Below are 24,444 nucleotides of genomic sequence, written 5' to 3'. Positions count from 1 at the left end.
TTTTCCCGTTTATGCTAAAAATCCCCCTGGTTGGCCTGATGAGGACAAGAGCGGGGGACAGATATTAGCAATAATTATTTTATGAACTACTCGGCCGCAGCAGCGTTTAAGGGTTTAATGCTGACGATGCGAGCGCCTAAACGGGTAATCCGACGCATTTCTTGATTCATGCGGCTATAGGGAACGGTTAAAAAGACACTGCCACTCTTACGGATAGAATAATCTAGGTTATCAGTATTGTCATTTTGACTCAAACCGACGACTTCATAGACAAAAAGGCGATTTTCTTTGGCACTAGAGAGACTTTGCATCGAAATGGCTCCGACATTGATGTTATAGTTCTCTAGTTTAGCCTAGCAGGGAGACTAGCAATCTAGTTAGGGTTTGCGGCAAAAAGTTTCTCGTGGGGCCAGGGTGTGGGGTGCAGGGTGTAGGGTGTAGGGTTGTACCCATTTTCATCTGGTAAATTACCTAATTTTCAGGGAAAAAGTCCCTGAATTTTCCCCCCGATCCCTCCAATGGCTGGCACTTTTTGATTTTCCAAAAGTCTAAACGTCTTACCCAACAAGGTTTTTAGATGTATTCAGCCAACCCTAGTTAATGGCCGATTTACGCCTGTTTATTCTACCATAACGCTCGATCGCAATTGTCCACAGGCCGCATCGGTCGCTAAACCTCTCGAATAACGGACAGTAACGGCGACTTTTTCCTGTTCTAAAATAGTTTTAAAAGCCTTAATTCTTTTTTCATCAGGCCGCTGATAATCCACCTCTTGAATGGGATTAAGTGATCGCTGTTAATTGTTTAAAGATAAGCCTGCCGATAAGTCGCAACGCTACCTCCTTGATCTAGTGTAGTCGATTGATGTCGTACTACTTAATCATCCCCGATGATTTCTCGCAGGTCTTGATTGAAGTGAAAGTGGGTAATATACACTCCTTTAGGGGTCTGTAAAGTGATAAACTCTATAAACAAAGAATCTTGTTCGTGGCGAAGTTTCAAGAAAAAACGTCTTAAAAACTTATTCTGGGGATAGATAAGTTCTTGCAGGAAAATAGATTGTTTACAAGGTCCACTAGCTTGAGTGTATTGTTTGAGAATTTTTTTCATTTGTAAACGGGATTCCTCCCAGATCTGGACATCCCTTCTAGCTTGTTCGGCCGATTCAAAAAAATCCTCATGATCCTTGGCGAATTTAATCATGCTATCTACCCACACATCAACTGCACCACCAGTATTGCCCGCTAGATACAGTTCCAATCCTTGACGAACAGGCACGGGAAGTTGTGCCATCTCCTCATCATCAATTACGATCAAGGTGGGTGTGGTTGGTTCTTGGCCGACAAGTAGCGGTCGACTATAAGCTACCCCAGAAAAACAATTAAAAACCGCTAAAGTTCCTAAAGCTGCAATTGCTAATATTTGACTTTTCATGATCCTTACCCCCGAACTCGAAAAAATCACCAACAGTCGAGTTACTGCGGTTGACAAGTACTAAAATCTACTTCTCTGAAAAAATTCCGCAACGGGATAACCAAAACCGCTAGTTCAAGAAGCACACTTAACAGTTACTTGCCCCCACCGTTGAGGTGTTGCCCGATAACCATCCCGATCTTGATTAAATTTTACAATTATTAACAAACAACACAACCAACACTCCTCTGTTACTCTAATTATAACAGAGAAAACTGATGATAGAGTAGTGAACAAATCAAGTTTATTTGACCATGATGCTCGATCGCAATTGTCCACAGGCTGCATTGGCCGCTAAACCTCTCGAATAACGGACAGTAACGGCGACTTTTTCCTGTTCTAAAATAGTTTTAAAAGCCTTAATTCTCTTTTCATCAGGCCGTTGATAATCCACCTCCTGAATAGGATTATAGGGGATTAAATTGACGTGAGATTGAAAACCTTTCACCAGTTTAACTAATTCCCTTGCGTGTTCGGGTAAATCATTCACTCCCGCTAAAAGAATGTATTCAAATGTCACCCTTCGTCCCGTGATTTGAACGTATTCCTGACAGTCTTGGATCAGATTAGTTAGGGGATAATGGTCGGCACTGGGGATTAATTTAGCTCGAACTTGTTGATTAGAAGCATGAAGACTAACAGCAAAAGTTACTTGTAAATTATGTTCGGCTAGTTGCTTGATTTTATGGGGTAATCCCACGGTAGAAATCGTTAAACAACGCTGACCGATCCCCACATCTTGATTCAGGGAATGAATCGCTGTCACCACTTCGGGGATATTTAATAAAGGTTCCCCCATCCCCATAAATACCACATGACTAACTCGCTGTTGAAAATCCTCCTGTACTGTTAATACTTGGTCAACGATTTCATAGGCTTTTAAATTACGAGTAAAACCCCCTTTTCCCGTGGCACAAAAATCACAGGCCATCGGACAACCCACTTGGGAAGAAACACAGACTGTTAATCTTTTTTCACTAGGAATTCCCACCGCTTCGATAATTAAACCATCCGCCAGTTTTAGCAGATATTTACGAGTGCGATCGGGTGCTACACTGCGATAATGTATAAGGGAACGACCGATAGGATAATCCGCCAGCTTGCTGCGCCATTCTTGGGGGAATACGGAAATATCCGCCAAAGAATGCACCCCTTTTTCGTATAGCCATTGGTGTAATTGTTTCCCCCGATAAGCGGGTTGTCCCTGGTCTTTTACCCAGTCGGTCAGTTCCTCTAAAGATTTCGCCAGTAAAGTCATAATTATTATCGTTGATCACCTTATCATTCTAACCGATCGCTCATGCCTAGTAGCAAAATCGTAACAAAATTGTATTGATTAATTGACATTTTTTCCCTTTGCTCCTTCTCTAGTCTTTGTTAGTCAATTAAATACTTAAAACTATAACTTAAGTAGGTAGGTGTTAAAAGTTTTCAGATACCCCCGCCTATCGGCACCCCCCTTATCAAGGGGGGCAGGGGGGATCGAACCTCAAATCCATTTTTAATTTAATTATAACCAGCTACTTAAACTGAGCCTGACGACAAAAATAAATCTAGTCTTAAGCTTGACTTTTTTACTTTTCATTTAATCTAACTGTTCAAAGGGAACTGTCAGCGCCATAATAATCGATGGACTTCGATCGAGAACAGAAATTTTATGAGTTGCCAGCAAAAAAAGTCAATATGGGGAAATAAGGAGCTATTCAGTTGTAAAAGCAATATTTAAGCGAAAATTTATGAAAATCGCTATTTTATCGCAAGATACTTCTCTTTATTCCACCAAGCGACTGAAAGAAGCGGGAGAAGCTCAAGGCCATGAGGTACGAGTGATCAATTATTTGCGCTGTTACATGAACATCACCTCCCATAAACCCACGGTTGTTTATAACGGTAAACCCTTAGAGAGTTTCGATGCGATTATCCCCCGTATTGCCGCCTCAAAAACCTTCTATGGAACCGCAGTAGTCCGACAATTCGAGGTGATGAATGTTTTTACTGCCAACGACTCGCAAGCAATTTCCCGGTCGCGGGATAAATTGCGTTGTCTGCAAATCCTGGCCAGGGAAGGGATAGGTTTACCGGTGACGGGAATTGCTCACGCAACTCAAGATATCGATGGTTTAATCGAAACCGTCGGCGGCACCCCTCTAGTGATTAAATTATTAGAAGGAACCCAAGGTATTGGCGTAGTCTTAGCGGAAACCGACCAAGCAGCCAAGTCAGTTATTGAAGCTTTTCGGCAACTAGAGGCTAATATTCTAGTACAAGAGTATATTAAAGAGGCCAGTGGGGCAGATCTGCGCTGTTTTGTCATCGATGGAAAAGTGGTAGCCTCGATGAAGCGACAGGGGGCCGAAGGGGATTTTCGTTCTAATCTTCACCGCGGTGGCAAAGCAGAAAAGATAAAATTAACCCCAGAGGAACGCAGTACGGCTATACGGGCCACTAAAGCCATGGGTTTACGGGTTGCGGGTGTGGACTTATTACGGTCTAATCACGGGCCTGTGGTTATCGAGGTCAATTCCTCTCCCGGTTTGGAAGGAATAGAAGCGGCCACTGGTGTGGATGTGGCCAAAAAAATTATTGATTTTGTCGCTAAAAATGCCACCCTAGTCCTAAATCGCGATCGATATCAATATTAGCCGTCAGCCTTGCATCAGTTATCAGTTATCAGTGGGTAAGTTATCAGTGGGTAAGTTATCAGTGGGTAAGTTATCAGTGGGTAAGTTATCAGTCAATAGTATTAAGCGATAAGCTCGGAGCTGCCTTTTTACTGAAAAAGCTCCCCACACCCCACACCCTACACCCCACACCCCTTAAACAGGATTTAGTATCAGTTATCAGTCGGCAAATACACGGACGCTATCGGGAATAATCGATAGTTTTACCTTTGTACCGATGTCTAATTGGGTGTTAATCGTTGTTCTAGCGTGGATTTGGCTGCCGGTAGCCGTTAGCAGACAATAACGGTATTCCCGCCCCAAAAATTGGCGATCGCAAATAACTAGCTCTCCCGTCTCATCCGGCTTAATTTTGACATCTTCCTCTCTCAGCATCAATTCCCCTTTGTCCAAATCTTGACCATCAGGGATTTCCCAGACTCCTATCTCGGTTTGCCATTGTTCCCCCTCCCGTCTAGCGGGGAGAAAGTTAGCTTGGGTGACAAACTCAGCCACGAATCGCGAGGCCGGATGACTATAAATTTCTTCGGGATTGTTAATTTGTTCTAATTTTCCTTGACAAATGACCGCAATTGTGTCACTGATCACCATTGCTTCCTCCCGGTCGTGGGTGACAAAAATGGCTGAGATACCAGTCGCTTTCAGGATATGACGGATCTCGTGTCGTAAGCGTTGCCGGACCTGCACATCGAGATTACTTAAAGGTTCATCTAAGAGGATTAAAGAGGGTTTTGGGGCTAAAGCGCGGGCGAGGGCGACTCTTTGCTGTTGTCCTCCTGATAGCTGATGGGGATAACGTTTTTCTAGTCCTTGCAGTCCGACTAAATCCAAAGTTTCCGCCACCCTAGCGTTAATGGCTCTGCTCGATAATTTCTCCCCAGAGTTTTTTAAACCGAAGGCGATATTGTCAGCAATGGTTAAATGGGGAAAAAGAGCGTAATCCTGAAAAACCATGCCCGTATTGCGTTTTTCTGGGGGAATAAAGGTTTTTTCGTCGGCAACTATTCGCCCTCCCAATTCAATCACTCCTTGAGATGGTTTTTCAAATCCCGCAATCATCCGCAGTAGAGTGGTTTTACCGCAACCCGACGGACCCAATAATCCGAGAATTTCGCCCTCTGTTAAACTAAAACTGATATTATCGACAGCTAGAGTAGGAGAAGCGGGAAAACGCTTGTTAACCTCGGATAAACGCAGAATGACAGACTTTTTCATGGTGAGAAAGACAATCGCCCAGTCAGTGGCAGGGCTATTTACTTAAGAATTATTCCTAATTAGTTCACTACTATTATTTATAACATCTCAATGGACTAATTAGGAAACTTTCTCAAAAATTTCATGCTCACACCTGAAGATATTATTCTCGTTCCCCGGGGGGCCGAGCATAGCTCAATCCGTCGAGGATTAAGGAACATCGGCGATTTAGCCCCGCAAATTATCCCGATTAACCTTGGCGCTCCAGAATTTCTCGACAGTTCCCCAGTCTCTAGGCAATCTCTAGAATTTCTTAATAAGTTTACAGGAAAAATTGTGACACTGGGATTAGCGGGCAGTCTCAGCGATCGCTATCGGGTCGGAGATGGGGTAATCTATCAAGGTTGTGGCGCGGAAACGGGGAGTTATTGGCAGTGCGAACCAGAAATAACCGCAGAAATCGCCCAATTAACCGGATATAGTCTCGTTAAAGGTTTAACCAGCGATCGCCTGATTAGCCGATCCGAGGAAAAACGACGTTTAGGACAGGGGGGCTATGAGGTGGTAGATATGGAAGGAGCAAGGATTTTAGCGGCTTTACGGGGGCAAAAAGTGGCAATTGTGCGCGTGATTAGCGACGAGGTGACACAGGATTTACCCGATTTAGCCCCGGCAATTGATAATCAAGGTCAGCTGCTACCATTGCCCCTAGCTCGACAAATGTTAATCCGTCCTGTCCCGGCCTTCCATTTGATTCAAGGTTCCCTAAAAGGTTTATCCGTACTAACTCAGGTGGCGCGAAAGTTGTGCGGCAGTAATTTTTAAAATTTGCTTGCAGATTATTTTTTTTCTGTGCTATAATGGTTAAGCTAAAATCAAGCGGATGTGGTGGAACTGGTAGACACGCACGTTTGAGGGGCGTGTGGCTTACGCCTTGCGAGTTCGAGTCTCGCCATCCGCATAAACTTTTATCTGCCCTCTGACAAGAATTGCCCTTGTCACCTATCGTCAGGGATGGATATTTGGCCATCAAAATTTCCTAACTCATCCTTTCAGGTGGCTTAGGTTTGACTAAGTTTAGTTAAGCGGTTACGAGTAGCGATTTAGCCAAAGCACTAGGTCGTTTAAGGTTGTAAAATCCAACAAAGCCTCAGCCAAGGACTCTAATTGCTCGATTTCTAGAGCCTGAATCTGGGCAGCCAATACCTCATCCACCGCACCAAAGCGACGTTGCAACAGACGCAAAATCAGGGCAGATTCCCCTTCCAGTCGTCCTTCCAGTCGTCCTTCCAGTCGTCCTTCTTCCTTGGCTTCACGATATACCCTTGTATCTGCCAATTGTAGTCCTAGCATCGCTTCCACCTCCTGCCGACTCAAGTTAGTAAATTTATAGACCATAATTGTGGCAATCATTTCCATTATGGCGCGACTGGCTTCTGTATCTGCAATTTGCTCTTGGGTTCGTGCCAGTAAATAGCGGGCTTTTTCTGGTGCTTGGGTTTCTTCCACAGTAGTGAGTACCATCAAGGCAACCCCTAACGGTAACTGCTGAATTTCCCCTAATTCGTTCAGATAAATTCGATGCACCTGAGGACAATTGAGCAGCGCCCGGTAGGGATGGGCATTACTTTGTTCTAGGCTGCGGGTGGGATAGATGACAACAATTTGCCAATCGGTAAATCGTTCTCGCTGACGATAAAAATACAAAAATGATTCACCAAATACCCTTTCATACAGTCGTTCGTCTTTTTGAAATTGCACTTCGCAAAAATAGATCACCCCGCTACTATCATTATCGGGTGGCAGGAATACGCCATCGATCTCAAATTTGGGTTCTTTGACGGCTACGGAGTCAAAGCGGTATTCGGTGGCATTATCTGGCGGGTTTTCCAGTAAATCGAAGAGAAGGGAGGGGGATTGTTGAAAAAGCCGGTAAAATATCGAGTCTCGTTTCATTATGATCGGGATTGCACCATAGCTCTTTCCCGATCTTCCCATAAAACCCCCAAAAAAAGAGAGAGGAAACTGTATCATCGGAAATCAAGGTAATGCCCTGTCTCGCCAAAAAATCGAACATTTGCTCAAAATTTTCGTTCGGACGGATGGCGAAACTGACAAGAATATTGGTATCAACAACAACCCGTATCACAAATCATCTTTTAACGATGCCATGAGTGCGTCGTGTTCCGCAGCTGTCATGCCAAGAGTTGCGGCCTCGTGCTGTAATTTTCTGGCAATAATAGATAAGCTGGGACGACCCACCATAAGGGGGACAATTTCATCATCTGATATAAGCGCCAGTGCTTCTCTAATTTCCCTGGCTGTGCCTTGGATTACTGTTGCTTGTGTAGTCATGATTTTTGCTCATTCTAGGGCTAATCCTAGCATAATTCACGACTGAGATGCTACCCATCGAAAAACCAAAAAAACAAAACCCCCTCCACTGACTGAATGAAGGGGTGTTTGTGATATTTTGTGGCCAATTTAGCCGACTTTTGTGGTTTACTTCTCGGCTGATTTGGATGATTTTAGTTTGCGTTTGAGGGTTGAAGCTGCGCCAAGAGTGCCGATAGCAAACAGTCCAAGAAGAGAATTGGGTTCGGGAACAGAAACTTGTTTGGTGACGAAGTTCAGGGAATTGGCCATTAACAGTGCGCCATCGGTACTACTGACCCAGAGACCGGAGAGAGCATCGCTTGATGGGGGATAAAAATTCAACCCAGCTATTTTGCCCGCAAATGTGGAGGTATTGACGGCGATTAGCGGTGCACCATTACTCCAGTCAGCCACTGCTACCGCACCGGGGTTGAGAGGTCCCACTGTATTGTAGAAACTCCTTGATCCGCCATTGAAGCTGGTAACGCCTGCGAGGATCGGGTTGGATGGATCGTAAATTGTTCCTAATGTTAGATTTCTGCGTTGGTTCTGTCCTCCTGGTTGCCAAACATCGTAGTTTTGCGCCCTCCACCGACCACCAATGTCTACGCCAGCGCTCCAGAATGAAAAAGTCGCTTGGACTACTCCACCACCCGCATCGACGTAATCTGCTAATACGTTACCGAAAGTGGTTGGATCGGCAAAACCGAAATCAGAAAAGAATAGTACGGCATCATAAGCCTGTAATTGCGCGAGAGTCGGGGTAGAAGAACTGACATTCAGTATATCTACGCTCCCAGAAATCAGGCCAGTTCCAGCAATTTTTGCTTGAACGTCGTTGAGAAAACTAGCATCATAGGGAGCTCCGGCAATCAGAACGCTGGCCAAGGCTTGGCTAGTAGTGCCGAAGAAAACGGTTGATGCCACAATACCAACTGAGAGAGATTTTTGACTCAGCGCCGCTAAAATTGGATTTTTCATTTTTAGAATTAAACACGAATAGGGCTTAAAGGGCAACATACACTTGAGGTAACATACAACATACACATTTCCCCCCCACATTGTATTAAAAGCTACAATTTAATAAATATTTACATTCTTCTCCCCCAGGGCTGACGCTTGCTAGAATGAAATCCCGCTTGATTTGTGGTAATGAGACAGTTTATGTTAGATTTTCATCTATCTGTTCAGCCTGAAACAGAAAAACGCCTTAAAAAGATTTTAAACTCCATCAAAGATCAAGAAAAATTTGCCCAAAGCATTATTGATTATCAGATTGCCGAATTACAAAAAAGCAAGGCTAATTCAAGTCTGAATTGCATCACTGTCTGATCTACCTTTATAGAACGCCAATTCAAAAATGAAACGCATCAACCTCAAGTGTATGTTACCTCAAGACCTCAAGAGTTGACAAAGAAAGGCTCATCAGGTACTGTCTGAGCCTTATCGGAAGTTAACGACGGCGGGTGAGTTCAGCCTTTAGACTGCCAATTTCTTGGTCAAGATAGTTCCGGTTACTTTTGGGCAGGTGCTATACTGTAGTGAGGTTTGTAAATGGTTTCTCCCATGAAAAATAAAGCCATTATTGTACTGGGGGCGGTTGCCGCTCTTGGGTTGGCTGCAACCTCAACTTTACTTATGACACGTCCATCTGGAAATTCTCCAGATTCCGCCTCTGCTCAATTTTCTCCCAACGGCATGGGTATGATGGATCATATGCAGGTCAGTAGCGAGTTTAACTATCTTGCCCAAATGATTCCTCACCATCAGGAGGCAATCGATACCGTCCAGGTTATTCTGACACGCACTAGTCGTCCTGAGATGAGGCAGTTTGCTCAAAAGATCATTCAAGTGCAAACTGCTGAAATTGCTCAGATGAAAAACTGGCTCAACGAGTGGTATCCCGGAAGGAATATTAGCGTCTCCTACGTTCCCATGATGCGCGATCTGAGTCAACTTCAGGGCGATGCCCTAGATCAAACTTTTTTACAAGATATGATTAAACATCATATGGGAGCCGTGATGATGTCGCAAATGCTCCTGAATCATAATCTGGTGAAGCATCAGGCTGTCCGGCCTTTTGCTGAGAACATTGCCACTAGCCAGCGCCGGGAAATTCAGCAGATGCAAACTTGGTTGATGGCTTGGTTTGGTGATCGCAATCCAATGGGTGGGATGCATCATTAGCTGGTATTGCGATCGCGATTTTGTCGGGTGCGTTCCCTAATGCAAGTACGCTTAACTGATACAGAAGTTCTGGTGTCCCCTAAAACCAGAGACTTATCGCCTCAAAATAAAGATAACTGCTATATCCTTCTGTTCACTTTAAAATAAAACCGTTAGCTTGCTGGGGATTGAGAGTGACAATCCCAAAATCTCTACCTAAACCCTTCCCTTTCGAGGTAAATATTTCATGAGCCAAACGATCACACCTTCTTCCTTAAAAGCTAGTTTAGCCCCCAATACGACTAGAGCAGCAACGGTGGACGATGGGGGAAATGTGCTAGGGGAATTTCTGCAAGAAACTCTGGCCATGACTAAACGTCTGTTCATCCAATTAAAACGTCGTCCTTCAACCCTAATCGCGGGGGTAATTCAGCCCTTTATGTGGCTGATTTTATTTGGAGCTTTATTTTATAATGCCCCCCAGGGACTATTCGGCAACGATCTCAGTTATGCTAAATTTCTCGCCCCCGGAGTGATTGTCTTTACCGCTTTTTCCGGGGCCTTAAATGCCGGTTTGCCGGTAATGTTCGATCGAGAATTTGGCTTTCTTAACCGTCTCTTGGTAGCACCTTTAACCACTCGGTACTCGATCGTGGCCGCTTCTACCATCTATATTATCGCCCTCAGTTTCATCCAAACCGCCTCGATCGTGGCCGCTAGTGCCTTTTTAGGGGCAGGATTGCCCAGTTTAGCCGGATTAGGTGCGATCGCTTTGATTGTGTTTCTGATCGTTTTGGGGATGACTGCCTTAAGTCTCAGTTTAACCTTTGCTCTCCCCGGACATATCGAATTAATCGCCGTCATTTTCGTCACCAATTTACCGCTTTTATTTGCCAGTACCGCCCTCGCTCCCTTAAACTTTATGGCAGATTGGTTAAAAGTAATCGCTAGTCTCAACCCTCTTACCTATGCGATCGAACCGATCCGTTATATTTATTTCAATCAGCACTGGTCTTTTGATAGCATAGTCTTACAAACCCCTTGGCTTGACCTCAATTTCTTGACAGTTTTAGCCCTGCTCTCAGCTTTTGATCTGCTAATCCTTTTAGCAATTCAGCCCTTACTTCGTCGTCGTTTTGCTTAAATCAGTTATCAGTTATCAGTTATCAGTTCACTGAAAAGCTTGTAACTTTCTCACCACCAAAAACAAGATAATTTTCTGAGGAGTTAGTTAGATTATGAATACTCAAAAAATGTTAATCAAATCGTCTTTATTTCTAGCTACTATTCTATTAGTCGGGGCTGATTTTAATCCGCAAGTGTTAGCTCAAAGCTTGAACCCCAGTCAGCCGGATTATCAAAAAAATGAACGTAGTTCCGATGGCAGGGATGCTCTCGGTGGTTTTGATCCTTTAGACTTGATTCATAATAGTAATTTTCGCCGTAGCCGGGACGGATCGGAGTTTCAGGAAGATACTCGCAATAATATCAACCAAGCGGCTGAGGAGTTTAAACGCAAGCAAAGAGAACAACTGGAAAATCTGCAAAATTCTGCCCCAGAAACCAAATAAAACCCCTTTTTGATTTGCCTTTTGCCCATCCTAACCAGGAGGTTGATTTTGTCCTATTGCTTAGTATATATGATCGCTAAGTGCAGATGATCTGAGAAAGACCGATAACTGAAGAGCATTGGGGGGTTTATCTTACACGAATTTATATTAAACTTAGGATTGGTTTATTGAATTATCGTCTTATTAAAACTGTGGAAGTAATGGAAATCGGGCAAAAAGTCAAGGTCTGTCGCTTAAGAGACCGCGTTAACTCGGATGTAGCGGGTAAATTGGGTAAAGTGGGTGTCATCAAAAATTTTAAGATGACCGATGGCAGCGGTGTTGGTGCTGTTGTCCAGTTCGATGATAAGACCGCTACTTGGTTTTTTGAAGATGAACTCAAACTCATCTAAATATAACGCTTAGGAACTAATTATGTCCTTAATTTTGACCTTTTTGGGCAAGGGGGGCAGCGGTTGCAGTACAATAGCGATCGCTTCGGCAAAGAAAATGGCTGGTCTGGGGTCAAAAGTTCTCTTGATCGGTCAGGATCCTAGCCCTGCTTGGGGATTACTCCTCAAGGCCTCCCCTAGCTCCTCCATTACAGAAATTGCCCCCAATCTCTCGGTTGTGCAGCTTAGTAGTACACATTTACTAGAAAAAAGTTGGGAAGAAGTCAAGGAATTGGAAAAGCAGTATTTGCGTTCTCCCACCTTGAAAAATGTTTATGGTCAAGAGTTGGGCGTTTTACCCGGAATGGACCAAGCTCTAGCCTTAAATTTCCTGCGGGAACAGGATAAAAGCGGAAATTACGATGTCATCATCTACGACGGCAGCGGAGATATCAACAGTCTGCGAATGTTGGCGATTCCAGAGGTGGGCAGCTGGTATTCACGGCGTTTTCGCCAGGTTTTCAGCGATTCTGAGATTGGTCGCACCCTTTCTCCCTTTTTCCAACCAATCGCCGCCGCCGTGCTGAATTTCTCCTTTAATCCCGACGGTTTAGGGAAGAAGGTCGATAATAACATTCTAGACGAGGGACGTTCCGCTTTAGCCGATCCTCGGCGAGTTTTAGCCTATCTAGTCACCAATGATGATCCAATTGCGATCGCAGAGGCCAAATATCTTTGGGGTGGGGCGCAGCAAATCGGTTTAAATGTGGGGGGAGTGATTTTTAATCGCTGTCAGAGTGCCACCGAGGATTTTGCCCCGCTGCCGGCGGCGATTTTACCCGACCGTCAAGGAGAAGATTGGCAGGAGTTAATCGCCGAGTTACCCAATTTTCTCACGGTGCAGCCGCCCAAACCGTTAATAATCGATACGGCAGCCGGTCAGGTCAAGGTTTATTTACCCGGATTCGAGAAAAAACAGGTAAAACTGACGCAATCGGGCCCAGAATTAACCATCGAAGCCGGGGATCAACGGCGTAATATTGATGTACCACCGCCTCTGACCGGAAGATCGGTAAAAGGGGCAAAATTCCAAGAAGGTTACTTAATTATTTCTTTTTAAGGGATTATGTCGAACAGCGAGATAGAAAACAAGGATAATCGAGGCGCAAAAACTCGCCAATTATTGGGCATGAAAGGGGCCTCATCGGCAGAAACCTCCCTCTGGAAAATCCGCTTACAATTGATGAAGCCGATCACTTGGATTCCCCTAATTTGGGGGGTTGTCTGTGGGGCTGCTTCATCGGGTAATTATACTTGGTCTTTAGAAGATGTCTTAAAAGCGGCCACCTGTATGTTACTTTCCGGTCGATTGATGACTGGTTATACCCAAACTTTAAATGATTTTTACGATCGAGAAATCGATGCAATTAATGAACCCTACCGTCCGATTCCTTCGGGGGTGATTTCTATTCCGCAAGTGGTCGGCCAGATTTTGGTTTTATTAGCAGCTGGGTTAGGAATATCTTATCTTCTCGATCGCTGGGCTGGTCATGATTTCCCAATCATGCTCTGTTTAACCCTATTTGGTTCTTTTATTGCCTATATTTATTCAGCGCCACCCTTAAAATTAAAACAAAATGGTTGGCTGGGAAATTATGCCCTCGGTGCTAGTTATATAGCATTACCTTGGTGGGCAGGTCACGCCCTTTTTGGTCAGTTAAATTGGACAATTATGATCTTAACCCTTATTTATAGTCTAGCGGGGTTAGGCATTGCTGTGGTCAACGACTTTAAAAGTGTGGAAGGTGACGAAAAATTAGGCTTAAAATCCTTGCCAGTTATGTTTGGAATTACCACTGCAGCTTGGATTTGTGTGATTATGATCGATGTTTTTCAAGCGGGAATTGCGGGCTATCTGATTAGTATTCATCAGAATCTTTATGCCGCTATTTTACTGTTATTAATTATCCCTCAGATCACTTTCCAAGATATGTATTTTCTGCGGGATCCGCTCAAAAATGATGTCAAATATCAAGCCAGCGCCCAGCCTTTCCTAGTGTTAGGAATGTTGGTGACAGGTTTGGCTTTAGGTCAGGGGATACTCTGAAGATTGTAATTAATAAAAACTGGAAATATCCAGTTTATGGGACATAATCGCCTTGAATTGGGTTTCTGTTTACGGTAACTTGATCCGTCAAGAGGGGTGAAAATAGATTTTCGGTTCGATCCCCCCTTAATCCCCCCTTGATAAGGGGGGTGCCGATAGGCGGGGGGATCCCCCCTTGATAAGGGGGGTGTCGATCCCCCCCGCCCCCTTGATAAGGGGGGTATCTGACAATTTTTAATACCTACCTACTTAGCTCGATCCCTAGTCTTTTCGTTACAATTAAGAGGGAATCGATGCCGGGGGAAAAATTTACCTTTTTTTCTTCCCTCCGATTCGCCATTCTTGACGAACTAATCAAGAATAGTTCCTGTTTAACAAGATTGATTGAGACAAGTATCTCGCACCCTATCACCATGAGTAATACCAGTAATTTTCGCCAAGCTTTACGCGAGGCTAAAAGCCAAGCACTTATCGGCCCCAATGTTATCCCCAAGGCCCTGCCCTATCTCGGTGGTGGTCTAATTTTAACTGCGGTGGGAACCTATGGCGGTTTAGGTGTGATCCAATCCTATCCCCAGATTTTCTTCCCGACTTTCTTTGTCGCCCTGGTTGCCGAGATTATTTTATTTTTTGTCGCGCGTAGTAGTGCGGAAAGCGGCAATAAAAGCACTGCTCTGCCCCTGCTGACTCTCTATAGTCTTCTTTCTGGCTATACTCTCAGTGGAATCGTCTATGTGGCCCTAGGTACTTCCGGTGTTGGTTTGCGAGGAGTGGCAATTGCTGCCCTCGGTTGCGGCCTCGCTTTTGTGTTGGGACGCAATATCGGCTCGAATCTGTCGGAAAAAGATGGTTTGGCGCTGACTCAAACCGTTAGCATCGGTATTCTCGCTCTTTTTATTGTTCTCATTGGTCAGCTAATTTTCTCTATCTTTGGTGGCGGTACTCCCACCTGGTTAGAAATCGCTATTTCTGGCATCGGGGTTTTCTTGTTTGCTGGCTCGGCAGTGGTGGACTTTTACATCTTGCCCCGTACCTACAGAGATGAACAGTATCTCAGTGCTGCTTTATCGATGTATTTGACCTATATCAACCTATTTATCTTTATTCTGCGCCTTTTAATCGCTCTTAACGGTCGGGATTAGGGCAAATAGGGAGGAGTTAGAAATTAGTTACAACCTAACTTCTAACTCCGCTAGAATAGTAAAGAAATGTAAACGGACTGTAAAGATTATGCCTGAACCACAACCGACTCAAACTCCCAAATTAGAAGACCCCAAATTTGGTTTTAATGACTATGCCGAGCGCCTCAACGGTAGAGCCGCTATGATTGGTTTTGTGATCACCTTGTTGATCGAGTATCTAACTGGCCAAGGTCTGCTATCTTGGTTAGGGTTACAGTAGTTTTTTAAACTTTTTTAAGCATTCTAGGGGAAATAGAGCCTTGAGTGTTAGTTAACGCATACAGGCTTGATGATTTTCCCCGTAGAATCCTTGTAAGACCGAATCACCTCGCTGTTGTGGTGTGCCGTGGGAGTTATTGGGAGCTTCAAAATCGCCCACTTCCGAGGCCGCTTCCGCTAGAAGTTTTCCTGCTATTATATAATCCTGTTTGGATAAACTTCTTGCTTCGGTAAATAACCAGGAAAGGGTATCTCCCGCTAGACAATCGGCCTGTAATTCAATGCCGATGCTCATTCCACCTTCATCGATGCCACCGATACCCCGATTCCACTGAACAGCGTGAGCAGCCTCGTGAGCGACGGCGTAAAGGGGAAATAGGGGATTATCACTAATGCGAGTGACTTGCTGGAGATTGACGTAAACTGTATTATCTACAGTGCAGAAAGCCGCTAGGGAAATTACACCGCAGGGAGTGGTTATCGGGCCATCACTTAACAAATACTTAAAATTGATCTGGTGTAATTGAGCCGTATATTCAATTACCGCTTCTAGGGCATCCGTAATATCGTCTGCTTGCGCTCTCTGGGCTAGAGGGGATAAAATCAAGAGGGAACTACAGGAAACAGCAGATATCAGGGATAATAAACGTTTACGGCCAGAGTTAGGTTTCATGATACTAACAAAGTCGGGAGTGAGGAAAAAGTTTAATTGATCTGAATTAGCCTAGCGCTACGATTACAATTCTAAAGGCTATATCTAAGACTTCCAGAGAAAATACAGAATTTACGCAGCTTTTGATCGAAGTTTACAGAATTTCTGGTCAAGGTTTAGGAAATTAATTTGGCACGACCACTTAGGGTCTGCTGAAAAAGTTTTTCGGTAATGATTCGGTAGTAGTGGCGTAGCTCTGTTGCTTACCTGGTATGAATTGTGTAAAATATTTATCCCACATTCCGCACCCTCAACTGTCACATAAGCTATCCCCCTCCAGAGACTTGAGTAAAAATACTTAGCTGGTGAAGGTTTTCTCGGCACCAGCTAGGGGGGTCTTGAAACCCCTAATTAGGGTCTGCTGAAAAAGTTTGTTGGTGGGGGCAGGGTGTGGGGTGTGGGGTGTAGGGTTTTACCGATTTTGAGGTAGTCAGTTACCTAATTTTCAGGGAAAAAGTACCTGAATTTTACCCCCGATCCCTCCAATGGTCGGCACTTTTTGAGGGAAAAAAAGTCTAAAAGCCTTATCCAACAAGGTTTTTAGATTTATTCAGCAAGCCCTAATTATGAAAAAATAGGAATTGTTGGAAAACTGAGGCGAGTGGACTGTTCGACCAGGAATCAATCAACAGAAATTGAAGTCAAAAATCTAGACCATCTGGGATTAGTAGCCGGAATTATCGATGAAATAGGAATCGTTGAAATTATCAACGAACAAGTCTCAATTGAGCGAGGAGAAATTGTCACAGCGGGGCAAGTCGTCAAAGCAATTATCCTGAATGGATTGGGATTTGTCTCCTGGGACTTGTATTTATTTCCTCAATTTTTTGAAGATAAAGCAACCGAACATCTGCTGGGAGAGGGCATCGAACCCAAACAATTAAATGATGATAAAATTGGTCGAGTAATGGACAAACTTTATCAACTTAATGTTTCGGTCATTTTCCTACTCATTAGTTTAGCCGCCGTGAAAAAATTTGGTGTAGCAACCGAGAATTCGGCTCTTCTCGACTTTGTGTGATAATTTTTGCTTATGGAATCGTGAAATGCTTATCGGGTAACACTTTTAGGACTATTTTGTCGAAGAAACTATCAGTATAGACCTCGTTTCCACACAGAAACCAGAAGAGCCAGAATTCCCATTTAGATTCGACTTCTCTATCAGTAGAAGGAGAATATAAAAAGGAATACCCAACAGTAGAAATCCTGAAATCAGGAGCAGTGGGAGAAGAAATTGAAACCAGACAAAAGCCAATAAAAATTACCTACGGATACTCCCGCGACCGAAGACCTGACTTAAAATAATTTATGATTGACTTAATCGTAAGTGGGGATGGAGATGTACCTTTATTCCTGAAAGTAGGGGACGGAAATGAAGCGGACAAAGCGGTTTTTGGTCAAATCGCCCGAGAATTTAAAAACAAGTTGACTTTGACAGTTTAATAGTCGGCGATAGCGCCCTCTATAGCAAAGAGAATTTAAAACTAATGAGAGAAATGCGTTGGTTGTCTCGAGTCCCCTTCAGCATTAAAGAGGCTCAAAAGTTAGTCGATAGCATCTCAGAAAAAGAGTTAACCGATTCAGAAATACCGGGTTATTCCTGGCGGGAAACAAGCTCTAACTATGGGGGGATAGAACAAAGATGTTTGCTAGTTGAAAGTCAAGCTAGACAAGAATCAGACTTGAAAAAATTAGAGAAAAAAATCGAGCAAGAAAAGAATTCTGTCCAAGAAAAAATCCGCCAACTATCCCGAAGAGAATTTGAGAATAGAGCGGTGGCGTTGGCGATATTCAAGGGATTATCTGACTTCTTAAAATATCATCAGTTAACGGAGATTAAAGTCAATCTCATTCCGCCTGAGTCCCAGCAGTCAAAACTTAAATCAAAAGACGATTTATCCTCTCAAAGCTATCAAGTTCAAGCCGAATTAGAGTTAAATTTGCCAGCCATTGAGAGGCTAAAGAAACGAGCAGGACAATTTGTTTTAGCAACTAACGAATTGGAGAAAAAACGATTGAGCAGTGAGGATATACTCAAAAAATATAAAGGGCAACAAGCTCCAGAAAGAGGATTTTCTTTTCTCAAAGACTCCTGCTTTTTTGCCCACAGTGTCTTTCTCAAATCTCCCCATAGAATCGAGGTCATGGCCATGCTCATGGGCTTGTACCTGCTGGTTTATACTATTGGTCAAAGACAACTTCGTCTGAACTTAAAACAGCAGGAGACGGGACTGAAAAATCAGTTGGGTAAGTTAACTGACAGACCAACATTACGCTGGATATTTCAGAACTTTCAAGGGATTCATCTCCGACCTATTCAAGACAATCAAAAGATTAGCAACTTAACGGATGAGAGGCGCAACATTTTGAGATTTTTTCCCAAACCTTGCCAAGAATATTATCTCTTATCTTGACGAGAGGTATTGACTTCAAGGGGTAATAAAACTTAAGCACTACTCGAACATCTCCCCCTAGATGTTAAGTCTGATTGCCCAGTAATTCTCAATAAGCACTGTTTATTGAGAATTACTGGGGGAACCCTGAAATTTTCGGCTTAGTTGCCGGCAGCTTGCCGCCAACTCACTCCTCTAGATAAGTATTTTGACTCACGCCCCTTCCTCTTTTGAGACGTTGTGACACTTAGGGTGCGGAATGTGGGATAGATGGTTTCATGACTGAGCGATTCTTGACCAGCTTTTTTCAGACGACCTGCTATTTGTTCGGGACTATGATAATCTTTCAATCCTTCTTTGACCAACTCTAAGGCTAACTCGCTGACATTTTTAAAGGGTTGTTTGGCATTTTTGGTGCGCGTCTCGCTTTCAGCTTCTGCTGTGTCAGGTAGATAGCAGCCTAGGGAACTTTGATTCCTTCTTAATTCTCGCTCTGGTCGTGCTTTGATGACATCCGAGCCAGACGGCCATTTGCCGTTGAGATAAATTCCCCTCCTGACTAAGTTGGTAGAGCAAGTTTCTTTGTTCTATGTTAAGATGTTGAGGGCTTCGTTTTTGGGTCTGATTTGTTTTTGTTAATGATCAGACAGTACCTGATGAGCCTTTCTTTGACAACTCTTGAGGTTGATGCGTTTCATTTTTGAATTGGCGATTTCTACTACAAAAATCTGCCTAAATCGAATTCCGTTGTGGCAGTAATTTCTCGAAAACGTTCTTGACTGATAATTAACAATAATCTTTCAGTATAATCCACCGCACCGCGCAATTCTCGTTCTAATCTTGCTAAACCGGCGTTGGCATATTCCTCGAAAATTGTCACTCGCAAAGCTTCCGAATCTACCCCGTGGGGAGAAAGAATTTTTGTGTCTTGCAATTCATTGACTGCCAATAATTTGATTAGGGTATCGTAGCCACGAGAAATAAAAATTTCTAGGTTAATAGGTGAGGGTTCCTTCGCTACATTTTCTATGGCCACCCTCTCTTGATATCTTACCCCTAAAGCCGCCGCAAAAGCGATGACATCAGCATAGGTCTGAAAAGGACCAATTCCCTGATTAAAATTAACTAAGGACTGGACAAATTCCCCTTTATCTCTAGCAATACGCACTCGATGAATGGACATTATTTACCAAGTAAAAAGTAAAAAAGTTTACAAAATTCAGGAGATAGAAATTATCAGTATCTATGAACTATTTTATCTATCCCCTATCCGCCAATAACTGATAACTGCTTTAAGGATAAGTTTTAATTAGTCCTTTAGCTTGGTAAACATGAAATTGTTCGATGGCGACACCACCTCGCTTGATCGGAATGACAGCTACTTTAGTTATATCTTGGAAATAGGGACGGTAGCGATCGATTATTTCTGGTCTTTCTAGAGAACTATTTGTAGTAATTAATAAACCATTTTTACCGATCCATTCTTGAGGATTAAACCAAATTTGATAACCCCTTTGATCGTTGTTAAAACAGGTGACGGGAATAGGAACTAGGGGATAAAGAGCCATATCTAGCCATGCTGTCACATAAAAATTATGGGTAAAAACGAAGCTAGAATCTTTTAAGAGGGCTAATAATTCGGGCGAATTAGCAAAGCCTTGGCGCAGTTGATCGATATCGACAATTTCCCGAGAAGGGTCCTGTTCTGGGGCAATAATTCCCCCAAAAATTGCGTATTGACTAGGTTTTTGGAAAGTGCCAAAAGTAACGTGAAGCATTGCTATAGATAAAACAGTAACGATAAAAATTCCCGATCCCCATAACCATCTTTTTACCCAGATTCGAGAAGATTGCTGCCAAGTATTGGCCTTTTCTCCTAATAAAATTGTGCAGGACCAGAACCCGGGTAAAATCCAACTAGGGGCGAGATAGTGGGAAGCACCCACATAAAGCATTCCCAGGATTAAAGGCAGAGAAACCGAGAGAATTAACCATTTTTTGATTGATTCTTCATCTCGCTGAAAAAATCTTTTTTTCGAGAGAAAGTTAGGAATTTGTTCAGCAAAGCTTTTAAATGTCACCCACCACATCGGCAGACCAAAAGGAGGAAACATCGTGGCGATACTAATGCCAATAACCGAGAGAATACCGAGAATATTAAAGGTTTTGGGTTCTCCAGAAAAACGGTCTTCTAAATGAAAGCGAAAGGAAATCCAATCATGGTTAATATTCCAGTAGATAATCGGCAATAAAGTTATCAAAAAAAGAATAAATCCTAATCCCAACCAAGGGGATCTAAATACAGGCCAATAGCGGGGAGTGGTCAGACAAAATAAAACTAAACCAAAGCCCAAAATAAAGCCGTGATATTTACTTAAAACCGCCAATCCTACGGCAAGTCCAATATAAGCGAGACGATAGCTAGGATGATAGTTTTTTTCCCGAATTGGCCAGAATTCTTGGGCAGCTAAATAGACTGTTAATGACCAAAAAAAGATTAAAGGACTATCTGGCTGCGAAAGAATCCCGAAGACAATCCCATAGATGGGGATGAGAGTGGCGATCGCTAAAGTCATTCTGGCGACTGGCAGACTGAACAATTTTAAAGCTGTCAGATATAGCAAGCAGAGGCTGCCAGTATAGAAAAGGAGAGTCCCGAAGCGAATGGTAAATTGATTGACTAATCCCGTGATCCAAGTCCCAAAACCCGTGGAAATCGCTACTATTGGCGGATGATCGAAATAACTCCAATCCAGATTATGGCTGTAAACGTAATAATAGGCCTCATCGTACCCCGGATAAAGCCCCAGGGCGATGATGATTCTAAACAGGAGTCCACCGATGAGCAGATAAACGGCAATGCGATCGCTAAGTATTTTGGTCAAAATTCTTACCTCATTTCATCGCTAAAACTGATGTTAGAGACGGGAGATTTTTGGGGTTGCCAGATTCGAGATTTGTGCATCTATGGCAAGGTTAGATTTAAATGTGATCTTTAGTTACTATATCACCAACTCTGTCATCTCTTAGCCCTTGGCTATCGGCAAACTCTCCCTAGGCGTTGCTGATTGGGGATATGAACGAGGATTAAGGGAAAGGGGAACTTAGATAAAACTGATGTTAATTAAATAACTTTTGCCCCTATCAAAGCAATAATAATCAGGGCGATAGATTGCGGAATTAATAATCTTAAGTAGGTAGGTGTTAAAAGTTGTCAGGTACCCCCCTTATCAAGGGTTGATTCATAGTTAGGTTGATTTATGAATCAACCTACAAAGCACGACGTTTTGAAAAACTTTCAGATATTTATTCCGATGAGAGAATGAAACGATCCTAGGAGTATCGGGGGAAGCGCCCAGAATCTGAGATGCTTCCCCTATGTTGACTAATTTTTTGCCTTGACAAAACCTAGTTAAAAACGCCAACCTAGCTAGGTTGGACGAGATTATTTAAGCCATAAACCACTTTAGCGGTGATAATCTTGTCCTTATCGGTAAGTTCTTCTAACACCTCTTTTCCCTCGACTAAATAGCCGAAAACCGAATAACGACCATCCATGAGATTAAACCCCGGAGGAGTTAATTCATTATCGAATTTAAAGAAAAAGAATTGCGAGGAACCTCCGTTAGGATTGGTATCCGGACGCGCTAGGGCCAATGCACCAAAAGCGTTAAAAGGCAAGGCGAGACTGGGTAAGTAAATCCCTAATTCTTCGAGAGTATTGCCATAAACTGGCTCTTCTTCCCCTTTAATCAAAATTTCTAAGGGAATAGAGCGATATTGCTTAGTTTTCGGGTCAATAAATCCCTCTTCTGCACCGACGGGATCCCCGGTTTGGACAACGAAATTATCTTCGCTGCGAATGAAGGGTAAACCGTCATAAAAACCCCGTTGGACTAAATCCAGAAAGTTACCCCCATTAATCGGAGCGCTGTAACCATCCACAACGATGGTTAAATCTCCTTTGGTGGTCTGCATCTCTACGGTGGCACGTCCTCGCAATTGCGGCAAGTTAGCGTATTCCGGGGGAACGTTAAAGGGAAAACCCACCACCATTAATTCTTCTAAAGCGGTGATATTATTGAGCAATTCTCGTCTGGTTGACCAAACTGCCTCTTTATCCTTTGCTTCTACGGCCGTATCGAGGGCTGCCACTCCCGTTTTCAGTTTTTCGATTAATTCCTCCCCTTGGCTTTTACTTGCTTCGGGAACACTATCTAAGATAGCCTTGCTTTTGGTAGAAAGGGCATAATTGGCATCCTTGACATCTTTTTTAATCGGACTCCAACGCTTGGCCCGCAGATGTTTGGCAATATCTTCGATCGATTGTTGCACTTGACGAATTGGTTTATTATCTATGGGTAAGGCATTGCGTAAAATAGCAGTGGGATCCGTTACCGCGTCACCCTGAGCAAGCACAGCTAAAGCAGGAGTAGTCCCCTTAACCGTGAACAGACTTAAGATTAAAAGTAGTGCCAAGGCAATACTAGCACCGCTTTTTAAGAAAAATTTGCCCCATTCCCGTAATCTTGTCTTTATTTTCATATTTTGGTCGGTTCCTCAATGGCCATACCTATCCAAAATACTTGTAGGCTTTTAGGGGAACCCTTGTCAATAGCTGAGAAAACCGATCGAAGCCATTATCAGTTATCAGTTATCAGTTATCGGTTATCAGTTATCAGATGTGAGTTTTCATTTCACTGATTACTGTTCACTGTTTACTGGACGGCTACGCCGTGCCTTTGGCAACACTGAAAAAAAGCTCCCCTCTTCCCCAATTCATAATTTATAATTTATAATTCCCACTCCCTTTTTTTACCTTTTATGACTATAATTGTCGATTATCGCTTTCCTCCCGCTATTAATGCCGAAAAACAGGCAAAAACGATCGCTATCGGTCAAACCGCCGGCACTTGGAGCGAGCGCCACAGTCATCGTCAAAAGCAGCTGCAACAACACCTAGCGGAAGTGGTGGAGATCAGGGAGGAAGCAGACGGTTATAAGGTGGCTAGGGTGCGTTTTCCCCAGATAAACGTTGAAAATGACATCGCCAGTCTTTTAACCATGATTTTCGGCAAATATTCCATGGCTGGAGCAGGAAAAGTGGTGGGGGTGTACCTACCCGAAAGCTACGGCACAAAAGCCAAGTTAGGAATCACAGGAATTAGGCAACGTTTGGGGGTTTATGATCGACCTCTAGTTATGGCAATTTTTAAACCCGCTTTAGGACTATCGGCCCAAGATCACGCCGATATCCTGCGAGAAGTGGCTTTCGCTGGCTTAGACGTGATTAAAGATGATGAAATCATGGCGGATCTTCCCGTAGCTCCCACCCACGAGCGCCTAGATTGTTGTCGTCGGGTTTTGGAGGAAGTGCGGCAGCAAACCGGTAGAAATGTTCTCTATGCGGTTAATGTCACCGGAAAAGCGGACGAATTGCAGAGAAAAGCCCGTTTATTGGTGAAACATGGCGCTAATGCCCTGTTATTAAACGTTCTTACCTACGGTTTTTCCGTTTTAGAAGCTTTAGCCAGTGATCCGGCGATCGATGTTCCCATTTTCGCCCATCCTGCCTTTGCTGGAGCGATGTGTGCCGGTAGCGATACGGGATTAGCCTATTCTGTGGTTTTGGGGACGATGATGGCCCACGCAGGAGCCGATGCGGTGCTATATCCCGCCGCTTACGGTAGTTTACCCTTCGATCCCCAGGAGGAGGGCAAAATTCGCGATATTTTGCGCGATAGAAACGTTTTTCCGGTTCCCTCGGCCGGTATTCGTCCCGGTATTGTTCCCCAGGTCCTTGGGGATTACGGACGTAATGTTATCCTCAATGCGGGAACCGGAATTATGGATCACCCATCGGGACCAGCCAGTGGTGTCAGGGCTTTTTTTGAAGCTTTAGCCAGAATAGAAGCGGGTGAGTCTTTTGATCCCGCCAATTTGCCCGAAGGAGCCTTAAAACAGGCAATTCTAGAGTGGGGTTAAGAGCAACTTTTTCAA

Annotated in this window: 23 protein-coding genes, 1 tRNA gene and 4 pseudogenes; 15 read left to right on the top strand and 13 right to left on the bottom strand. The window is 43.6% G+C overall.

Going from position 1 to position 24,444, the window contains the following annotated elements:
• Positions 1-86: 86 nt before the first annotated feature.
• The 4 genes and pseudogenes from ACQY1Y_RS04545 to rlmN form a co-directional block, all read right to left on the bottom strand.
• The gene (locus tag ACQY1Y_RS04545) at positions 87-311 is read right to left on the bottom strand and encodes a phycobilisome linker polypeptide (protein ID WP_002732223.1); all 225 of its coding nucleotides are present in this window, start codon (positions 309-311) and stop codon (positions 87-89) included.
• A 308-nt stretch (positions 312-619) separates the two neighbouring features.
• A pseudogene (locus ACQY1Y_RS04540) lies at positions 620-784 on the bottom strand (23S rRNA (adenine(2503)-C(2))-methyltransferase RlmN); the annotation flags it as partial.
• A 92-nt stretch (positions 785-876) separates the two neighbouring features.
• Positions 877-1,434, bottom strand: coding sequence for a hypothetical protein (locus ACQY1Y_RS04535; protein ID WP_002734482.1), 558 nt, complete (start codon positions 1,432-1,434; stop codon positions 877-879).
• A gap of 283 nt (positions 1,435-1,717) precedes the next feature.
• Positions 1,718-2,731, bottom strand: a complete 1,014-nt coding sequence (rlmN, locus tag ACQY1Y_RS04530; RefSeq protein WP_002733388.1) for a 23S rRNA (adenine(2503)-C(2))-methyltransferase RlmN — start codon at positions 2,729-2,731, stop codon at positions 1,718-1,720.
• 478 nt (positions 2,732-3,209) lie between these two features.
• On the opposite strand from rlmN, the gene rimK reads away from it, so the two are divergent.
• Positions 3,210-4,115 carry a 30S ribosomal protein S6--L-glutamate ligase gene (rimK, locus tag ACQY1Y_RS04525; protein ID WP_002734374.1) on the top strand — a complete coding sequence of 302 codons (906 nt, stop codon included), beginning with the start codon at positions 3,210-3,212 and terminating at the stop codon, positions 4,113-4,115.
• 198 nt (positions 4,116-4,313) lie between these two features.
• Here rimK and ACQY1Y_RS04520 read toward each other — a convergent pair whose 3' ends face one another.
• On the bottom strand, positions 4,314-5,369 hold the full coding sequence (locus tag ACQY1Y_RS04520; protein ID WP_430014065.1) for an ABC transporter ATP-binding protein: 1,056 nt from the start codon (positions 5,367-5,369) through the stop codon (positions 4,314-4,316).
• Positions 5,370-5,492: 123 nt separating this feature from the next.
• Here ACQY1Y_RS04520 and ACQY1Y_RS04515 point away from each other — a divergent pair, with 123 nt between their 5' ends.
• A complete protein-coding gene (locus ACQY1Y_RS04515) occupies positions 5,493-6,173 on the top strand; it encodes a hypothetical protein (protein ID WP_430014064.1) in 681 nt (226 codons plus the stop codon).
• Positions 6,174-6,227: 54 nt separating this feature from the next.
• Positions 6,228-6,309: transfer RNA gene (locus ACQY1Y_RS04510), tRNA-Leu, on the top strand.
• A 128-nt stretch (positions 6,310-6,437) separates the two neighbouring features.
• On the opposite strand, the gene ACQY1Y_RS04505 is transcribed toward ACQY1Y_RS04510, so the two are convergent.
• The 3 genes from ACQY1Y_RS04505 to ACQY1Y_RS04495 all read right to left on the bottom strand — a co-directional run bounded on the left by ACQY1Y_RS04505 (position 6,438) and on the right by ACQY1Y_RS04495 (position 8,786).
• Positions 6,438-7,304, bottom strand: a complete 867-nt coding sequence (locus ACQY1Y_RS04505; protein WP_430014063.1) for an Rpn family recombination-promoting nuclease/putative transposase — start codon at positions 7,302-7,304, stop codon at positions 6,438-6,440.
• A gap of 189 nt (positions 7,305-7,493) precedes the next feature.
• On the bottom strand, positions 7,494-7,703 hold the full coding sequence (locus ACQY1Y_RS04500) for a hypothetical protein (protein WP_430014062.1): 210 nt from the start codon (positions 7,701-7,703) through the stop codon (positions 7,494-7,496).
• A gap of 147 nt (positions 7,704-7,850) precedes the next feature.
• Complete coding sequence (locus ACQY1Y_RS04495) at positions 7,851-8,786, bottom strand: PEP-CTERM sorting domain-containing protein (RefSeq protein WP_002802666.1); 936 nt, start codon at positions 8,784-8,786, stop codon at positions 7,851-7,853.
• A gap of 102 nt (positions 8,787-8,888) precedes the next feature.
• On the opposite strand from ACQY1Y_RS04495, the gene ACQY1Y_RS04490 reads away from it, so the two are divergent.
• The 9 genes from ACQY1Y_RS04490 (at position 8,889) to ACQY1Y_RS04450 (ending at position 15,340) form a co-directional block, all read left to right on the top strand.
• The gene (locus ACQY1Y_RS04490; protein WP_154663928.1) at positions 8,889-9,056 is read left to right on the top strand and encodes a hypothetical protein; all 168 of its coding nucleotides are present in this window, start codon (positions 8,889-8,891) and stop codon (positions 9,054-9,056) included.
• A gap of 222 nt (positions 9,057-9,278) precedes the next feature.
• Positions 9,279-9,911 (top strand): DUF305 domain-containing protein, encoded by a 633-nt coding sequence (locus tag ACQY1Y_RS04485; protein WP_149107200.1) that lies wholly within the window; start codon positions 9,279-9,281, stop codon positions 9,909-9,911.
• Between the two features lie 226 nt (positions 9,912-10,137).
• The gene (locus ACQY1Y_RS04480; RefSeq protein ID WP_002733759.1) at positions 10,138-11,034 is read left to right on the top strand and encodes an ABC transporter permease; all 897 of its coding nucleotides are present in this window, start codon (positions 10,138-10,140) and stop codon (positions 11,032-11,034) included.
• 94 nt (positions 11,035-11,128) lie between these two features.
• On the top strand, positions 11,129-11,461 hold the full coding sequence (locus ACQY1Y_RS04475) for a hypothetical protein (RefSeq protein WP_002776171.1): 333 nt from the start codon (positions 11,129-11,131) through the stop codon (positions 11,459-11,461).
• A 200-nt stretch (positions 11,462-11,661) separates the two neighbouring features.
• Complete coding sequence (gene petP / locus ACQY1Y_RS04470; RefSeq protein WP_002742483.1) at positions 11,662-11,853, top strand: cytochrome b6f subunit PetP; 192 nt, start codon at positions 11,662-11,664, stop codon at positions 11,851-11,853.
• A 22-nt stretch (positions 11,854-11,875) separates the two neighbouring features.
• Positions 11,876-12,952: a Get3/ArsA fold putative tail anchor-mediating ATPase NosAFP gene (locus ACQY1Y_RS04465; RefSeq protein WP_024970494.1), complete on the top strand. Its 1,077-nt coding sequence runs from the start codon at positions 11,876-11,878 to the stop codon at positions 12,950-12,952.
• Positions 12,953-12,958: 6 nt separating this feature from the next.
• Positions 12,959-13,939 (top strand): chlorophyll synthase ChlG, encoded by a 981-nt coding sequence (gene chlG / locus ACQY1Y_RS04460; protein ID WP_430014061.1) that lies wholly within the window; start codon positions 12,959-12,961, stop codon positions 13,937-13,939.
• A gap of 413 nt (positions 13,940-14,352) precedes the next feature.
• Entirely contained in the window at positions 14,353-15,081 is a 729-nt protein-coding gene (locus ACQY1Y_RS04455; protein WP_002776167.1) for a Bax inhibitor-1/YccA family protein, read from the top strand.
• Positions 15,082-15,169: 88 nt separating this feature from the next.
• Entirely contained in the window at positions 15,170-15,340 is a 171-nt protein-coding gene (locus ACQY1Y_RS04450) for a hypothetical protein (protein WP_002776166.1), read from the top strand.
• A gap of 51 nt (positions 15,341-15,391) precedes the next feature.
• On the opposite strand, the gene ACQY1Y_RS04445 is transcribed toward ACQY1Y_RS04450, so the two are convergent.
• Positions 15,392-16,012: a metalloprotease gene (locus tag ACQY1Y_RS04445; RefSeq protein ID WP_104396311.1), complete on the bottom strand. Its 621-nt coding sequence runs from the start codon at positions 16,010-16,012 to the stop codon at positions 15,392-15,394.
• Between the two features lie 640 nt (positions 16,013-16,652).
• Here ACQY1Y_RS04445 and ACQY1Y_RS04440 point away from each other — a divergent pair.
• Both ACQY1Y_RS04440 and ACQY1Y_RS04435 read left to right on the top strand, forming a co-directional pair.
• Positions 16,653-17,047: pseudogene (locus ACQY1Y_RS04440) on the top strand (DUF4277 domain-containing protein); the annotation flags it as partial.
• Positions 17,048-17,185: 138 nt separating this feature from the next.
• Positions 17,186-18,465 (top strand): annotated as a pseudogene (locus ACQY1Y_RS04435) (IS1634 family transposase); the annotation flags it as partial.
• Positions 18,466-18,611: 146 nt separating this feature from the next.
• Here the strand turns inward: ACQY1Y_RS04435 and ACQY1Y_RS04430 are convergent.
• The 4 genes and pseudogenes from ACQY1Y_RS04430 to ACQY1Y_RS04415 all read right to left on the bottom strand — a co-directional run.
• A pseudogene (locus ACQY1Y_RS04430) lies at positions 18,612-19,035 on the bottom strand (transposase); the annotation flags it as partial.
• A 127-nt stretch (positions 19,036-19,162) separates the two neighbouring features.
• A complete protein-coding gene (locus ACQY1Y_RS04425; RefSeq protein WP_002738176.1) occupies positions 19,163-19,627 on the bottom strand; it encodes a DNA phosphorothioation-associated protein 4 in 465 nt (154 codons plus the stop codon).
• Positions 19,628-19,736: 109 nt separating this feature from the next.
• Complete coding sequence (locus tag ACQY1Y_RS04420) at positions 19,737-21,329, bottom strand: ArnT family glycosyltransferase (protein ID WP_002792685.1); 1,593 nt, start codon at positions 21,327-21,329, stop codon at positions 19,737-19,739.
• 541 nt (positions 21,330-21,870) lie between these two features.
• Positions 21,871-22,989 carry a peptidylprolyl isomerase gene (locus tag ACQY1Y_RS04415; protein WP_002735469.1) on the bottom strand — a complete coding sequence of 373 codons (1,119 nt, stop codon included), beginning with the start codon at positions 22,987-22,989 and terminating at the stop codon, positions 21,871-21,873.
• 279 nt (positions 22,990-23,268) lie between these two features.
• On the opposite strand from ACQY1Y_RS04415, the gene ACQY1Y_RS04410 reads away from it, so the two are divergent.
• A complete protein-coding gene (locus ACQY1Y_RS04410) occupies positions 23,269-24,429 on the top strand; it encodes a 2,3-diketo-5-methylthiopentyl-1-phosphate enolase (protein WP_430014060.1) in 1,161 nt (386 codons plus the stop codon).
• Positions 24,430-24,444 lie beyond the last annotated feature (15 nt).

The organism is Microcystis ichthyoblabe FBCC-A1114 (assembly GCF_050500245.1).
Taxonomy (GTDB): Bacteria; Cyanobacteriota; Cyanobacteriia; order Cyanobacteriales; family Microcystaceae; genus Microcystis; species Microcystis ichthyoblabe_A.
Note: the sequence above shows the minus strand (reverse complement) of the source record. Positions and strands in the feature narration are given on the sequence as shown.